The sequence below is a fragment of the Caballeronia temeraria genome (assembly GCF_001544795.2).
In the GTDB taxonomy this organism is placed as follows: domain Bacteria; phylum Pseudomonadota; class Gammaproteobacteria; order Burkholderiales; family Burkholderiaceae; genus Caballeronia; species Caballeronia temeraria.
In genome coordinates this window covers 86,398-101,136 of record NZ_FCOI02000003.1, presented here as the reverse complement: position 1 = coordinate 101,136, position 14,739 = coordinate 86,398, and the positions used below count along the sequence as shown (strand labels likewise).

The following is a 14,739-nucleotide window of genomic DNA, read 5'->3' as shown; positions in this document are numbered from 1 at the left end:
TTACTTCGCCTCCTTCGGCACACGTCCCATCAGGAAGAACTCGTCGTTGGGCCGCATCGAAATGATATTCGCCATGCGATTCGACAATCCGAAGAATGCCGTGATCGCGGCGATATCCCATGCGTCTTCATCGCTGAAACCGTGCGCGTGCAAAACGGCGAAATCCGCGTCATCCACCGTGCCGGAAGCGCGGCATACCTTCAGCGCGAAATCGAGCATAGCTTTTTGACGCGGCGTGATATCCGCCTTGCGATGATTCACCGCGACCTGATCCGCGACGAGCGCGTTCTTTTCATAGATGCGCAGAATGGCGCCGTGCGCGACGACGCAATAGAGGCAATCGTTCACCGCGCTCGTCGCGACGACGATCATCTCGCGTTCGCCTTTGCTCAAGCCGCCGTCCTTCAGCATCAGCGCATCGTGATAAGCGAAGAACGCGCGAAATTCATCGGGCCGATGCGCGAGCGTGAGAAACACGTTCGGCACGAAGCCCGCCTTGTCCTGCACCTCGAGAATGCGCGCGCGGATATCGCCGGGCCAGTCTTGCGGATCGGGAACGGGATAGCGGCTAATGGGCTTGTGCGTCATGACGTCCTCGAAGGCGTTGATCGAGCGCTCATTGTAGAGCGAGGATCTTCAGCGCGTGATCGTGAGCGACGACAATAACTTCAGCAGGCTTTCCACATTCACCGGCTTCACGAAGTGATAATCGAAACCCGCCGATTGCGCGCGCAACCGGTCTTCCGCCTGTCCATAACCTGTGATCGCGATCAGCAAGGGCGTCGTGTTTCCTTTGCGACGCAGGCGACGCGCGAGCTCATAGCCGTCGATGTCGGGCAGGCCGATATCGAGCAACGCCACATCGGGCTGCAATTGCGGCGCCGCTTCCAGTGCTTCCGCCGACGAATACGCGACACGCGCGACATGATCCTCGGATTCGCATAACATCGCGAGCGAATCGGCGGCATCGCGGTTATCGTCGACGACGAGTATCCGCAGCGCCGTGCGCGCCTCGCGCACGCCCTGCTCCGAAAGCGCGAGCGCGGAGTGCCTTTCGTGATGATGCAAACGCGGCAACCGCACGGTGACGGTCGTGCCGAGACCGGGTCCGGGGCTTTGCACGGTAATTGTGCCTTTGTGCATCTCGACGAGCTTCTTCACGAGAGAAAGCCCGATGCCAAGCCCGCCATTCGAACGATCGAGCGTGCGTTCGCCTTGCGAGAAGAGCTCGAATACTTTCGGCAGAAGGTCCGCGGAAATGCCGGTGCCCGTATCGGCGATGATGATCGATACCGACTCGTCGAGCGCCTGGACGCTCACGGTGATGCGGCCTTGCTCGGGCGTGTACTTGCTCGCATTGTTCAGCACGTTGACGAGGATCTGCGAGAGCCGCGTAGGATCGCCGCAGACCCACGTCGTCGCATCCGACACATCGACGTGAATGTTCTGCGAGCGCGACTCGACCATGCCCGCGATCGCTTCGACCGCGTGATAGACCGCCGTGCCCACGAGTATCGGTTCGAGTTGCAGCGCGATGCGTCCCTGCGTGATGCGCGACACTTCCAGCAAGTCGTCGACGATGCGCGTCATATGCTCGACCTGCCTGCGCATCAGATCGATGAGGTCGTGCAGATGCGTGTCGCCATCCTGATCCTTCTGCAAGAGCGCAATGGCCGTGCGCAATGGCGCCAGCGGATTGCGTAGCTCATGCGCGAGCATGGCGAGGAACTCGTCCTTGCGGCGGCCCGCCTCGCGCAACATCAGCTCCATGTGCTTGCGCTCGGTGATGTCGATCACGCTGCCGATGATGCGCAGCGGCTCGCCGTCCTTGCTGCGTTGAAGCAGGGCGCTGCCTTGCATCCATTGTTCGCCGTGCACGTTACGTACGCGAAATTCGAAATGGCCATCGGGGTCTTCACCCGCTGCAATGCTGCGCACATAGCGATCGAGCGTCGTGCTGTCATCGGGATGCACGCGCGCGAGCGCCGCTTCGTAACTGAGCGTTTCGGTGATCTGGCGCTCGCCGCCGGTTTCGATGGAGAGCGTCCACGTTGCGAGTTCGATGGATGCGATATGAACGTTCGCCGCCTGCATCGCCACGGTCAGGCGCAAGCTGCGCGCTTCGATCGCCGCTTGTGCTTCGAAACGCGGCGTGATGTCGGTCGTCGTGCCGAACCATTCCTGCAGATTGCCCTTGTCGTCGTACAGCGGCGCGGCGTGTGCCTGCACCATACGATAGACGCCATCGCGCCGATACATGCGAAACGTGAGCGTGCGCGCGACGCCTTCGCGCAATGCTTCGAGCCATGCCTGATGCGTGCGTTCGCGGTCGTCGGGATGAATGTAGTCGAGCCAGCCCCAACCTGACAGCACTTCCGGCGATGTGCCCGTGAACTGCTCCCATTCGCCGCCCGAAGGACGGATCTCGCCGTTTGCGTCGGCGGACCAGACGAGTGCGCCTGTCGTCTCGACGAGCGCACGATAGCGTCGCTCGGAAAGACTCAGGCGATCTTCGTCGGCGCGTTGCGTGCTGATGTCGAAGCTCACGCCATAAACGCGCGTGAGCACGCCATGACGGTCGAACTCGGGATGTCCGCGCATGCGCAGCCAGCGGCGTTTTCCCTGATCGCCTTCGAGCACGAAGTCGAATTCGAATGGACCGCCATCGCGCAATGCCTCGGTCAGCTTGCGCTGAAACGGCTCGCGATATTCGGGCGCGACGCGGTCCCACACTTCCGAAAGAAGAACCGCTTCGGTTCCGGGCGGAAAAGAATACAGCGCGGCGAGCTGTGCGGTCATGCGCACGACGCGCGTCTTCATGTCCCATTCCCATGCACCCATGCGCGCGCCCGCGAAAGCAGCCTGCAGACGCCGCTCGCTCGCTTCGTACATCGCCCATGCGTGACGGCATTCGTGAATGTCGATCGCCACGCCGACGGTTTCGCCGATCTCTCCCTCCTCGTCGCGTCGTGCCTGAAGATGCAGCGTGTGCCAGCGGAATGCACCGTCGTTGCGCAAGAGGCGCACATCGACATTACGCAGCAGTGTGCCGTCGCGCATTTGACGCAGTGCATCTAAAACGGGCGGGATGTCGTCGGAGTGAACAAAAGCTTTCCAATGCCGCCCGACGAGTTCTGGAAACGAAATGCCGAGATAACGGCAAGCCCACGGATTGGCGTACTGGATCACCCCGTCTCGCGCCGCACGCCATACGAACGATGGCAGGAAATGAGCAGGATCGTGCATGGGCGTCCTTGCTTCCTTATAGCGGCGAAAGCGTCGCCGGGCGCACTATCGAAAGGCCGCGATAGCTTAGGGATACCATACAACAAAAGCGATGCTCCCCAGCGCGTGACGACGTCAGGCGCGCATCGCGCAATAGCTCAACGTGTAATTTGTACGTATTAAGGAAAAGAGCAATTCATCTAACGAATACGCGCGCATCCTCGTCCATGCACGGGACGGCGCGCGTGGCCGATTCAGCCTGCTTCGCCGACGTCCTTCGGGTTTGGCAGCTTCTCTCCCTTGCTTTCGTCCGGGCGCTTTGGCTGCTCGGGCTCATTCTTCATCGCGCGCTTCTGTTCTTCGGAGAGACGACGGTCCGCCACATTCGGGTCTTCGGGTGTCTGCTTCGGCGGCGTATCGCGTTCGGTTTGCTCATTCATGAATAGCTCCCTGGCTGCAAATGCGGTTAAACGCGAATACGATTCGCATGGGCCGTGCCTGCATTTTCAGGTACAGCCGATGCTCGACTCGCTCTCCGAAATGCCGTATCGATCGTTCAACTTTTATACCGCTTATGCAGGACGTGAAAAATACGCTCATCCGTTTTATCGCCGTTGCAGGCTCGGCAATGATGTCGACGAATGGGTTCGCTGCGTCCATTAGTTCCGCACCGTATGGCGCAACGCAGCAAGGACAAACCGTCCAGCAATTCACGCTGTCGAATGCACGCGGCGTGACGATGAACTGCATCAGCTACGGCGGCATCGTGACGCGTCTCGACGTGCCGGACCGGCGCGGACGTCGCGCGGACATCGTGCTCGGCTTCGGCTCGCTCAACGACTACGAGAAGTACAACGGGAAGATTCACTTCGGCGGGCTGATCGGGCGCTATGCGAACCGTATCGCCGATGGCAAGTTCGAGGTCGACGGACACAGCTACAAACTGCCCGTCAACGAACCGCCGAATACATTGCACGGCGGCCCGCATGGACTCGACGAAAAGGTCTGGACCGTGGTGAAGACGTTTCAGGGCGCGCAGGGTGCGGGCGTGCAGCTTCGCTATGTGAGTCCCGATGGCGAGAACGGCTTTCCCGGCACGCTCACGGTCGATGTGACCTACACGCTCACCGACGACAACGAAATACGCATCGACTATCGCGCGAAGACCGACAAGCCGACCGTCGTGAATCTCACGAACCACAGCTATTTCAACCTCGCGGGCGAGGGCAGCGGCAATGTCGAAGGACAGCTCGTTCAGATCGCGGGATCGAGTTATACGCCCACGCGCCCCGATTCGATTCCGACCGGCGAGATCGCGAGTGTCGAGAACACGCCGCTGGATCTGCGGGCGTTGACGCCGATCGGCGCGCGGCTGCGTTCATCGAATCAGCAGATGCGCTATGCGCGCGGCTACGATCACAACTGGAAGCTCAACAGGAACGGCCAGCGCAATGGCGAGCCGGCCTTTGCGGCGCGCGCCTACGATCCGCAAAGCGGCCGCGTGCTCGATGTGTACACCACGCAGCCGGGCCTGCAGTTCTACACGGGCAATGGTCTCGATGGCAGCGCCATCGGCACATCGGGGACGGCGTATCGGCAAACGGATGGCTTTGCGCTCGAAACGCAGCATTTCCCGGACTCGCCGAATCGTCCTGCGTTCCCGTCGACCGAGCTCAAGCCCGGCGACGAGTATCACGAAGTCACGGTGTGGAAGATCGGCGTGCGTTAGTTGGCGTCGAAGCCTTCAGGTCGGCACGTTCCACAACACGAGCGTCAGCACGAGGCCCACCACCGACACGATCGTCTGCAACACGGAGCACGCCGCAACCCTGTGCTTCAGCTTGAACCGGAAGTACTTGCGCACCATCCAGAAGCCGCGTCGCTGACGTGGCAGAAGAACACCGAACCCGCGCCGATTGCGAAGGCCATCAGCGAATCGTGCGTCGTCGCGAGTCCGCTCACGACCGGAGCGACGATGCCCGCAGTCGTCGTCGTCGCGACGGTGGACGAGCCCGTCGCCTGACGCAGCGCGATCGCGATCAGCCATGCGAGGAGAATCAGTGGCGAATGCGTGCCCACCGCAATCCTACCGATGGTCGCGCTGATGCCCGCATTGACGAGCATCTACTTCAGGCCGCCCCCCACACCGAGGGCGGTGCAGAGCTTGCCCATTTCCTCGGCTCCTCGATATGCAGTCGCTTCGACAGCCAGATGCGATGGAGCGGCCCCGCGAGAATCACGGCGGGCAACGCGACGATGAGGCCGAGGCCCAGCGCGAGACTGAGATCGGCATGCAATGCGCTCACCGCGATCAGCGGACCGGAATGCGGCGGCAGCAACGCGTGCAGCGTCGTCATGCCGGCGAGCGCGGGAATCGCGAGCGCAGGTGCTGACGCGCATCGAGCTCATGGCGATGCGATTACTGAGAGCTTTCGCGACCCGCGCATGACATCGCCTGTTTGCGAATCATGCGTGGGACGCGAAGCCCCGTCGTAATAGCACTTTTCGACGCGCCGGTCAAAAAGACCCTGCATCGAATGCGCTCTCTCAGGCTGGCCCTACGCTGAAATCTGTCGAAGCGGTTGGCATTTTGCGCTTTGCATTCGAAATGCCTTTCTGTGTTCTGAATTCCGCATGCGTGATCAGTGACGCATCAAGCGGCGGCTTTGTCTGCGCCTGTGGACCGGTCCTGCACGAGAAGATCCAGCAAACGCAGCACGCGCGCGCGTTGCGTGGAGACGAGATCGCTTTCCTCGCCGAGCGCGGCGAGCCGCCTTTGCCAGTAGGTGTGGTCGAGATTGGCCAACGCTTTCGGATCGCCCGAAAGCGCGAACGAACGGATCATGTGCTCGAGATGATCCAGTTGCGCGTCGGCAAGGCGCGCCGGCTTGAGGGTCGCTCGCGTGGCCGGCGCGTTGCGACTGACTTGCAGGACTTTCGTCTTTTCCATTGTGACGCCCCGAACGTCTTTGATTGCGTGTTGCATGCGGCTGTATTTTTGGTCTTGATCAGCCGTAAACCTTATTTATGTGGGAGACAGCCGTGTGACGGCGGGATGACGGCAAGGAATCGCCGACCTGAACCGCCCGCGACGCCGCACACGCTGCTCCTCGGTGAGCACGATATACCTGCATTTTGAATTCGCTATACCATGCGTCTCATTTGCCGGCGCACATGACGTACGCCGGAGCAAGGAAGATCCGACCGACATTGTTTGCCATTCATGCCCGCCGATTCCGATCCGCCGAAGTTATTCACTCGCTTTTCGACGCAGGCATTTGCCCGCGAGCGGCAATTGCTCGCGTGGCGTGATCGCGTCGGGCATGTGGTCGATGTCGTGCCTGACAAGGAGCAGATCGCGCGCGGCTTTGCCGGCCGCATCGATTTATACGCGGCGGGCGGCCTTGTATTCACGGAGGCGCGTACCGACGCGCTGGTGCTGGAGCGATCGATCGCGCGCGTTTCGACCGACACCCGCCGCGATTTCGCGTTTCACGTCTATGCCGAGGGAGAGACCGGCCATGTCAGCGGTCTCAGCGTGAAGCGCAGCGCGTTGGGTTCGGTGCGCGGCATCGTCGCGTTCGATCTGAATCAGCGCTTTCGCATCGAGCGTCCGGCATGCCGCGTGTTGACGATGTTCGTGCCGCGCGCGATCGTCGCCGCGCATATTGCCGACTGCGATGCGCTGCACGGGCGCGTATTGCCCGACGACGCACCGCTCGCGCGCTTCGTGTTCGAGCACTTCGATGCGACTGCGCGCGAATTGCCGCAACTCGACCGGCCGGATACCATCGATGCGCTCGATGCCGGTGCACAACTGCTGCTCGCCGCATTCGCCGAGCATCCGCACGCGTTGCACGATTCACGCGCCGCGCTGCAAGTGGCGATGAAAGGCCGGGTGAAGCGTTACATCGAAACGCATCTTCACGAAGCCGATCTCACGCCGATGACGATCGTCGAAGCGCTCGGGTTGAAACGCGCAACCCTTTATCGATGGTTCGAGCAGGAAGGCGGGCTCGGCGCATACATTCGACATTGCCGCTTGCGCGAGGCAGCCGATGAGCTTGCGCGCTTTCCGAACCTGCAGATCACGGATATTGCATTCGGTCTCGGTTTCAAGAGCGCGTCGGACTTCACGCGCGCATTCCGCCGCGCATTCGATGTGACGCCGCTGGAGATGCGCCTGCGCGCGCTCGACCTCATGCACACGATGTCACGCGATCCTCTCACGCGGACGCGCGCCGCACACTCGAGGGGCGTTCAGGGAAGCGGTTGAGCGCAAGGAGCGTCATGCAGTTCGCTGCGAGCAGATACCACGCGGGCGTCATCACGTTGCCCGTTGCGCCGATGAGCCACGCAACCGCGAGCGGCGAAAATCCCCCGAAGATGACGACGCCGAAGGTATAGATCACCGAGAGGGCCGCCGCACGCCGATGCTTCGGAAAAGCTTCGAGCATCAGGACCGATGCCGCGCCCGCGTTGTTCAGCGCGATCGCGACATAGAGCAGGATGATGACGAGCGCGAGCGCGTCCGGCGCGCCATGCGTGAGCGCATGAAACGCGGGCCAGGCCGTGCCGAGCGCAGCCACGAGCGAGGCATATTGCAGCGTCTTGCGGCTTACCAGTCGATCTGCGGCGAGCGCGACGAGCGGCGTCACGATCAGAATCACGAGACCGGATAGCGACGCGATCAGAAAGCTGATCGCGGGCCCCCGCTGCAGCGTATGTGTGAGATAGCTCGGCATGTACAGCACGGCGATATAGATGCTCGACGACGGCGCGGCCATCATCAGAATACCGCATGCAAGCGGTCGCGCATGCTCGCGCAGCACGGTCGCGAGCGGCGTTCGCGTGGCTGCGGGTTGAAGCGTTGCAGCCGATGCGTCGCCCGGCATGCGGCGCAGAAACCATCCAAGCGGCGCGATCAAACCGCCGATGACGAAGGGCACGCGCCATCCCCATTGCGCGAGTTGCTCGGGAGAAAGCAGCGCGGACGTGCACGTACCGACCAGCGCCGCCAAACACGCGGCCGCGCCCTGGCTCGCACCGCGCCAACTGACGATGAAGCAGCGCCGTTCATAAGGCACGGCTTCCATGAGCAGCGCCGACGCCGGTCCGATCTCGCCGCCCGTCGCGAGCCCTTGTAACAGCCGCGCGAACACGATCAGCACAGTCGCGCTCGCGCCGATCGCGGCATGTGTCGGCAAGCATGCGATCAGCCACGTTCCCAGCGCCATCAAGGCGATCGACAGGCGCATGCCGGCCTCGCGTCCGTGACGGTCGGCATAACGGCCTATCAGCACTGCACCGATCGGACGCATGACGAAGCCGGCGCCGAACGTCGCGAGCGACAGCAAAAGGGACGACGCGGCATCGTGCGCGGGAAAGAACAACCGACCGATGATCGCCGCCGAAAAGCCGTATACGGTGAAGTCGTAGGCGACGAAACCATTGCTGATCACCGTCGCCACGATGATGCGAGTCATATTAGTCATGAACGAATGGAGCTTGAGGCATTCGATTCCGGGTTTTCGTTATTAACGGACGAATTACTCATATCTTTAGCGCAGGGTCGCGGTCTATCAGCAATACACGGGCGCGCACGCACGCGTAATATACGATCACCTTTCAAGTCGATGGCTTAGCACGCTGCATACGAACAAGGAACCGCCTTCATGGATGACGCCACGCGCGAATTCGACCGCTTGCGCCCTCGTCTGCAGGGCATCGCGTATCGCATGCTCGGTTCGGTCGCCGAGGCCGAGGATATCGTGCAGGACGTATGGCTGCGCTGGCATGCGACGGCTCGCGAAGCTATCGATAACGCGGAAGCGTGGCTCGTCGCCGTGACAACGCGGCATTCGATCGACCGGCTGCGCGCCGCGAAAGTGCAGCGCGAACATTACACCGGCATCTGGCTGCCCGAGCCGCAGATGACCGAGCCGCCTGCGACGCCCGAAGAAGTCACGGAGCACGCAGACGACGTGTCCGTCGCGTTTCTCATGCTGCTCGAACGCCTGACGCCCGAAGCGCGCGCGGCGTTCCTGTTGCGCGAGGTCTTCGACGCGGACTACCCGGAAGTCGCGAACATCATCGGTAAGACGGAGGCGGCGTGCCGGCAACTCGTGAGCCGTGCCAAGGCACAGTTGCGTGAGGAGCGGCCGCGTCGTTCAGTGCCACGCGAGATTCACAGGCGCGTGTTGCATGCCTTCGCGCGCGCGATCGAACTCGGCGACTTCGCGGCCATTCACGCGATGCTTTCGGACGATGCGATGCTCGTCGGCGATGGCGGCGGCCACGTGCAGAGCTTCCCGAAGCCGCTTCTCGGCGGCAAGCGCATTGCACAGCTTTTCTATGCGGCATTTCTGCGTTACGGGAAAGGCGTGCATATCGAACTCGTCATGCTCAACGAGCAATGGGCGCTCTTGCGCTTCATCGACGGCAAGCTCGAATCCGCCCAGACATACGAGATCGAAGACGACCGTATCGTACGCATTCTGGTGCAGCGTAACCCCGAGAAGCTGAAGCGCATCGCGGCTCGTCATGGCAATGCTTGATCGACGAGCGATTGATGCGCGCGAGGCAATAGCGTGCGCACGCTCACGGGTCTACCGGGACGCGCCGCGCAAAATTACGATGACATCCATGCCGGACATGAAGCGCCGGCCAACGTCCTCAACCAGGCATGGAGTCATCATGACGCAGCGAATCAACTACGTTCAACAATCGCCCGAGCTGTTCAAGAAGTTCTACGAGTTTAGCCAGGCGTTGCGCGAGTGCTCGATCGAACAGACAACCCGCGATCTCGTCACGCTTCGCGCATCGCAGATGAATGGCTGTGCCTTTTGCGTCGATATGCACGTGAAGGAAGCGAAGATTCATGGCGAACGAGACTTGCGCACGCATCATGTGGCGATCTGGCGCGAGTCGACGCTGTTCTCGCCGCGCGAACGCGCCGCGCTCGCATGGACCGAAGTGCTGACGCGCATTCCCGAAGACGGCGTTTCCGACGCGCTTTTTGCGCGCGTGCGCGAGCAGTTCACGGAGAGAGAGTTGTCCGATCTCACGTACACGATCATGGAGATCAATGGCTGGAATCGTGCGAATGTCGCGTTCCGGACAGTGCCGGGGTCGTCCGATAAAGCCTTCGGTCTCGACAAGGCAAACCTGTCGTAATGCGTGAGCGCCGTCATTCGATCCTTGGAGAAAGCATCATGCAAAGCGTCAAACGCGTGGGATTTGCGTTCGTCATCGGATGCGCGGCGCTGGTCGCGAATACGGCAGGGGCCGCGCCGCAGGCGATCGTCAAGGAGCTCATGACGAAGCCGCTTCCCGAATATCAGGGCAAAGAAGCGCTGATGATCAGCGTGGAATATCCGCCGGGCGCGGTCGATCCGGTTCATCGACACGATGCGCACGCGTATGTGTATGTTCTCGAAGGCTCGATCGTCATGCAGGTCAAAGGCGGCAAGGCTGTGACGCTCAAACCCGGCGATACTTTTTATGAAGGTCCTGACGATATTCACACCGTTGGCCGCAATGCGAGCAATACGAAGCGCGCGAAGTTCATCGTGCTGCTGCTCAAGGACAAGGACAAGCCGGTTCTGACGCCGGTGAAATAAAAATTCGGGATCGTCTGTCACAAACCGGGCGGCGCGAACGTCTAGTGATACAGAGCCACTACGTTTCATGCCGCCATGCCATCAGACCTTGCGTGCCATTCCGACGATTCGCTCGCGTACAGCTTCGTGACGAGTTATGCGGGCGTCGTTTCTTTTCTTGCCGTCGCCAATGAAGGCAGCTTCGCGAAAGCGAGCGACCGCCTGGGCATCGGTCGTTCCGCCGTCAGCCGTAACGTTCAGAAGCTTGAAGCACAGCTCGATGCACGTCTCTTTCTTCGCACCACGCGCAGCACGTCTCTCACGCGCGAGGGCGAGCTCTTCTACAAGAATTGCCAGCCGGGCGTTGAGCGCATCGTGCAGGCGCTCGAGGACATGCGCGAACTGCGCCACGGTCCGCCGCGCGGGCACTTGCGCATCGCATCGGCGCCGGGCTTCGGACGCAAGGTGGTCGCGCCGCTTCTCGCCGGATTCAATGCGCGCTATCCGGACATCGCGCTCGAATTGCTGCTCAACGATCGTCCATGCGATTTCACTGCAGACCGTATCGATGTCGCCTTCCGCGACGGGCATATGGAAGACAGCGAAGTCGTCGCGAAACAATTGATTCCGATGCAGATGATCGTATGCGCATCAACGGGCTATGCGCGCGAACACGGCTTGCCGCGTCATATCGGTGATCTCGACAAACATCGCTGCATCAATTACAGGGCATCGGCCGGGCGCATCGCCGACTGGGAATTCAAAGTCGATGGCCTTGCGCAGAAGCGCTCGCCTGTCGCGCGGCAAACATTCAACGACATCGATCTGATGCTGCAAGCGGTGCTCGACGGGCAAGGCATCGCGCAACTTCCCGCGTATCTCGTGTGCGATGCGCTCAAGGCCGGGCGCCTCGTCATGTGTCTCGCACAACATGCGCTCGATGACGGCGGCCACTATCTTTGTTATCTGAGCCGCAAGCAATTGCCCGCGCGTGTGCGTGTATTCGTCGATTACATGACCGAGCATACGCGTGCACTCGATCTGCATTGTCTGACGACGACTATCACGAACACGTCGAATCTCGTTTGCGCTGATTGATGCATCGAAGGCAACATCGTACGTCCATCGGCGGGGCTACCGCATGCAAACTCGCGCGTCTACCATGCCTCACGTGCAGCATGTTCGGCGCATCGGTTCAACGGAGGCAATCATGAAGATCGTAGTGATAGGCGGAAGCGGACTTATCGGCAGTAAGGTCGTGAAGAACTTGCGAGCGCGCGGCCACGATGTTATCGCGGCATCGCCGAAATCGGGCGTGGATACGATAACGGGGGAGGGCCTCGATGAAGCGCTAAAGGACGCACGCGTGGTAGTCGACGTCGCCAACTCGCCTTCATTCGAAGACAAGGCCGTGCTCGAATTCTTTGAGACATCCGGACGCAATCTCTTCGCAGCGGAGAAAGCGGCGGGCGTCGCGCATCATGTGGCGCTATCGGTCGTCGGCACGGATCGCCTCGCGCAAAGCGGCTATTTTCGCGGCAAGATCGCGCAGGAAAAGCTGATACGCGAATCGGGCGTGCCGTACACGATCGTTCAGGCGACGCAGTTCTTCGAGTTCCTCGGTGCTATAGCGCAAGCGTGCGCCAATGAAGATACGGTGCATTTGTCGGACGCATACATTCAGCCAATCGCTTCGGACGATGTCGCGAATGCCGTCGCCGATTGCGCGGTCGATGCGCCGATGAACGGCGTTGTGGAAATCGCAGGTCCGGAGAAGTCGCGCCTTTGCGATCTGATGCAGCGCTATTTCAAGGCGACCGGCGATGCACGCAACGTCATCGCCGATGAAAGCACGCTCTACTTCGGCGCACAGCTCGCCGCGGATACGCTGCTGCCGGGCGCGCACGCGCATCTCGGTGCGGCGAACTTCGATGCATGGTTCAGGCAAAGCCAGAACCACTCACCAGCCGCGCACTAGGCGACCGTTTCGTCATGGCGCCGCTCATTCCGCCGCCCCTCGGCTTGCTCGACAGGTATCGGGGCCATGATGTACAAGCGTTGTATTCGACGACCGTCACGGTGACGGGCGGCGATGCGGAACATGGCCGCGCTTCGGGGGTGGCGCGTTCCGACGACGGCAATCTCGGCCTGAATCTGCGCATGCCCGAAGCGCTCGGCGGTTCCGGCGGCGGCACGAACCCGGAGCAGTTGTTCGCTGCCGCTTATGCCGCGTGCTTTCATGGCGCAATGGTATTGCTGGCGGCGCGCGCCGGCATCGTCACAGAGGCGGCCAGCGTGTCCGTCACCGTTGAGTTCGCCCGCGATCCGATGGACGGACTCTTCGTGCTCACTGCACACACGCGCGTGCATATGCCTGGCGTCGAACGCATGGTCGCGGAGGAACTCGTGCGCAACACCGAGCGCTTTTGTCCTTATAAGAAGATGGCGCGGCACGGCATCGTCAATGTTGTCGCGCTTGCATCTGATATCACTCGGTAGGCACGTGCGCGGATTGATGGACCTGGCGCGATTCAGGCGACGCTTCATGCCTGCTCAACGCACCCAATGCAAACGCGGCGATGAACGCAGGAATCGCGAGCAATGTGAAAACAGCGCCGAACTGCAGACCCATGCTCATCAGCAGGCCACCGGTCATTGCACCCGCAACGGCGCCCATGCGTCCGATGCCGAGCATCCATGCGACGCCCGTCGCGCGGCTTCGTGTCGGATAGAACGACGCTGCGAGCGCCGACATCGACGTGACCGCGCTCGTCACGGCCGTGCCCGTGAGAAAGATCAGCACGGCAAGCCAGAACTGGTCCGCGACGCCGCGTCCGATCGTCAACACCATCGCGGCCGCGAGCACGTAAGCGCATGCATTCACGCGTCGCGGGTTCGCCTTGTCCATCACCCAGCCGAGACACAAGTTGCCGAGTATGCCGCCGAGCGGAAAGAGCGACGTCGTGAGCGCGGCGCGTTCGGCGGAAAAGCCAGCGTCCTTGAAGAGCGTGGGCAGCCAGTTGGTGAGCAGATAGAAGATCATCAGGCCCATGAAATAAGCGAGCCATAACATCGACGTGCCGAAGCGATAAGGCCGCGAGACGATGATTCCAAGCGAAGATTTTTCAGCACTGCCGGCGCGCGTATCGGCGGCGATGAAGCTGATGCGCGCATCTTCGTCAAGGCGTGGATCGTTCGAGATGCGGCGCAGGACACGCGCGATCTTTTGCGCGGGACGCTTTCTCACGACCAAGAATTGCGCGGACTCCGGCAACAGAACGAGCAGCAGCACCGTGAGGACGATAGGACCGAGACCTCCGGCGACGAGCACGCTTTGCCAGCCGAAATGCGGAATGAGCCACGCGGCACAAAGCCCGCCGATAGAAAGCCCCACGGAAAAGCCGCAGAACATCGTATTCACGACGACCGCACGAATGCGCGAGGGCGCGTACTCGGACATCAGCGTAACCGCGTTGGGCATAGCCGCGCCGAGCCCGAGGCCGGTGAGAAAGCGCCATGCAGTCAGCGTTTCGACGGAGCTCGCTTGAGCCGACGCGAGACTCCACACGCCGAAGAAAAACACGGAGAGCGCGAGCACTGCTTTGCGTCCGATGCGATCGGCGGCTGGTCCTGCTGCAAGCGCACCAATACCCAGTCCGACGAGCGCTGCACTCATCACCGGCCCCAGCGCGGCGCGCGTGATGCCCCAGTCACCGATCAACGACGGCGCGATGAAACCGACCGCGGCGGTGTCGAAGCCATCGGCGGCGACGACCAGAAAGCACAGGATCAGAATGACCCATTGATAGGGCGAAAAGCGTTCGCCGTCGATGAAGCTCTGGACCTCGATGGTCCCAAGGTTCTTTTCCATATCGTTCATGTCTCCATTCATTCATGTATCAGTGCAATGTGC

The 14,739-nt window shown here is 61.4% G+C and carries 15 protein-coding genes and 1 pseudogene; 9 read left to right on the top strand and 7 right to left on the bottom strand.

What is annotated here, in order from left to right:
• The 3 genes from AWB76_RS05415 to AWB76_RS05405 all read right to left on the bottom strand — a co-directional run bounded on the left by AWB76_RS05415 (position 1) and on the right by AWB76_RS05405 (position 3,665).
• A complete protein-coding gene (locus AWB76_RS05415) occupies positions 1-588 on the bottom strand; it encodes a peroxidase-related enzyme (RefSeq protein WP_061159105.1) in 588 nt (195 codons plus the stop codon).
• Between the two features lie 48 nt (positions 589-636).
• On the bottom strand, positions 637-3,246 hold the full coding sequence (locus tag AWB76_RS05410) for a PAS domain-containing hybrid sensor histidine kinase/response regulator (RefSeq protein ID WP_061159104.1): 2,610 nt from the start codon (positions 3,244-3,246) through the stop codon (positions 637-639).
• A 233-nt stretch (positions 3,247-3,479) separates the two neighbouring features.
• A complete protein-coding gene (locus AWB76_RS05405; protein WP_061159103.1) occupies positions 3,480-3,665 on the bottom strand; it encodes a hypothetical protein in 186 nt (61 codons plus the stop codon).
• Between AWB76_RS05405 and AWB76_RS41490 the strand changes: the two genes are divergently transcribed.
• Together AWB76_RS41490 and AWB76_RS05400 are read left to right on the top strand one after the other, a co-directional pair.
• Positions 3,664-3,888, top strand: coding sequence for a hypothetical protein (locus AWB76_RS41490; RefSeq protein WP_167357728.1), 225 nt, complete (start codon positions 3,664-3,666; stop codon positions 3,886-3,888). The two genes, AWB76_RS05405 and AWB76_RS41490, sit on opposite strands and share 2 nt — an antisense overlap.
• Positions 3,854-4,954, top strand: a complete 1,101-nt coding sequence (locus AWB76_RS05400; RefSeq protein WP_244173231.1) for an aldose epimerase family protein — start codon at positions 3,854-3,856, stop codon at positions 4,952-4,954. Before AWB76_RS41490 ends, AWB76_RS05400 begins: the two co-directional genes overlap by 35 nt.
• 15 nt (positions 4,955-4,969) lie before the next feature.
• On the opposite strand, the pseudogene AWB76_RS40060 reads toward AWB76_RS05400, so the two are convergent.
• Positions 4,970-5,630, bottom strand: a pseudogene (locus tag AWB76_RS40060) (GntT/GntP/DsdX family permease); the annotation flags it as partial.
• Positions 5,631-5,878: 248 nt separating this feature from the next.
• Entirely contained in the window at positions 5,879-6,175 is a 297-nt protein-coding gene (locus tag AWB76_RS05385) for a hypothetical protein (protein ID WP_061159100.1), read from the bottom strand.
• A 273-nt stretch (positions 6,176-6,448) separates the two neighbouring features.
• On the opposite strand from AWB76_RS05385, the gene AWB76_RS05380 reads away from it, so the two are divergent.
• Positions 6,449-7,501 (top strand): helix-turn-helix domain-containing protein, encoded by a 1,053-nt coding sequence (locus tag AWB76_RS05380; RefSeq protein ID WP_061159099.1) that lies wholly within the window; start codon positions 6,449-6,451, stop codon positions 7,499-7,501.
• On the opposite strand, the gene AWB76_RS05375 is transcribed toward AWB76_RS05380, so the two are convergent.
• The gene (locus AWB76_RS05375) at positions 7,452-8,720 is read right to left on the bottom strand and encodes an MFS transporter (RefSeq protein ID WP_061159098.1); all 1,269 of its coding nucleotides are present in this window, start codon (positions 8,718-8,720) and stop codon (positions 7,452-7,454) included. The two genes, AWB76_RS05380 and AWB76_RS05375, sit on opposite strands and share 50 nt — an antisense overlap.
• A 180-nt stretch (positions 8,721-8,900) precedes the next feature.
• Between AWB76_RS05375 and AWB76_RS05370 the strand changes: the two genes are divergently transcribed.
• The 6 genes from AWB76_RS05370 (at position 8,901) to AWB76_RS05345 (ending at position 13,325) form a co-directional block, all read left to right on the top strand.
• Positions 8,901-9,782 (top strand): RNA polymerase sigma-70 factor, encoded by an 882-nt coding sequence (locus tag AWB76_RS05370; RefSeq protein ID WP_061159097.1) that lies wholly within the window; start codon positions 8,901-8,903, stop codon positions 9,780-9,782.
• Positions 9,783-9,921: 139 nt separating this feature from the next.
• The gene (locus AWB76_RS05365) at positions 9,922-10,401 is read left to right on the top strand and encodes a carboxymuconolactone decarboxylase family protein (RefSeq protein ID WP_061159096.1); all 480 of its coding nucleotides are present in this window, start codon (positions 9,922-9,924) and stop codon (positions 10,399-10,401) included.
• A gap of 38 nt (positions 10,402-10,439) precedes the next feature.
• Entirely contained in the window at positions 10,440-10,847 is a 408-nt protein-coding gene (locus tag AWB76_RS05360) for a cupin domain-containing protein (RefSeq protein ID WP_061159095.1), read from the top strand.
• Between the two features lie 75 nt (positions 10,848-10,922).
• Complete coding sequence (locus AWB76_RS05355) at positions 10,923-11,924, top strand: LysR family transcriptional regulator (protein ID WP_061159094.1); 1,002 nt, start codon at positions 10,923-10,925, stop codon at positions 11,922-11,924.
• Positions 11,925-12,036: 112 nt separating this feature from the next.
• Entirely contained in the window at positions 12,037-12,804 is a 768-nt protein-coding gene (locus tag AWB76_RS05350) for an SDR family oxidoreductase (RefSeq protein WP_061159410.1), read from the top strand.
• Positions 12,805-12,818: 14 nt separating this feature from the next.
• Positions 12,819-13,325, top strand: coding sequence for an Ohr family peroxiredoxin (locus AWB76_RS05345; protein WP_061159093.1), 507 nt, complete (start codon positions 12,819-12,821; stop codon positions 13,323-13,325).
• On the opposite strand, the gene AWB76_RS05340 is transcribed toward AWB76_RS05345, so the two are convergent.
• Positions 13,315-14,697, bottom strand: a complete 1,383-nt coding sequence (locus AWB76_RS05340) for an MFS transporter (RefSeq protein WP_061159409.1) — start codon at positions 14,695-14,697, stop codon at positions 13,315-13,317. The genes AWB76_RS05345 and AWB76_RS05340 overlap by 11 nt on opposite strands.
• Positions 14,698-14,739 lie beyond the last annotated feature (42 nt).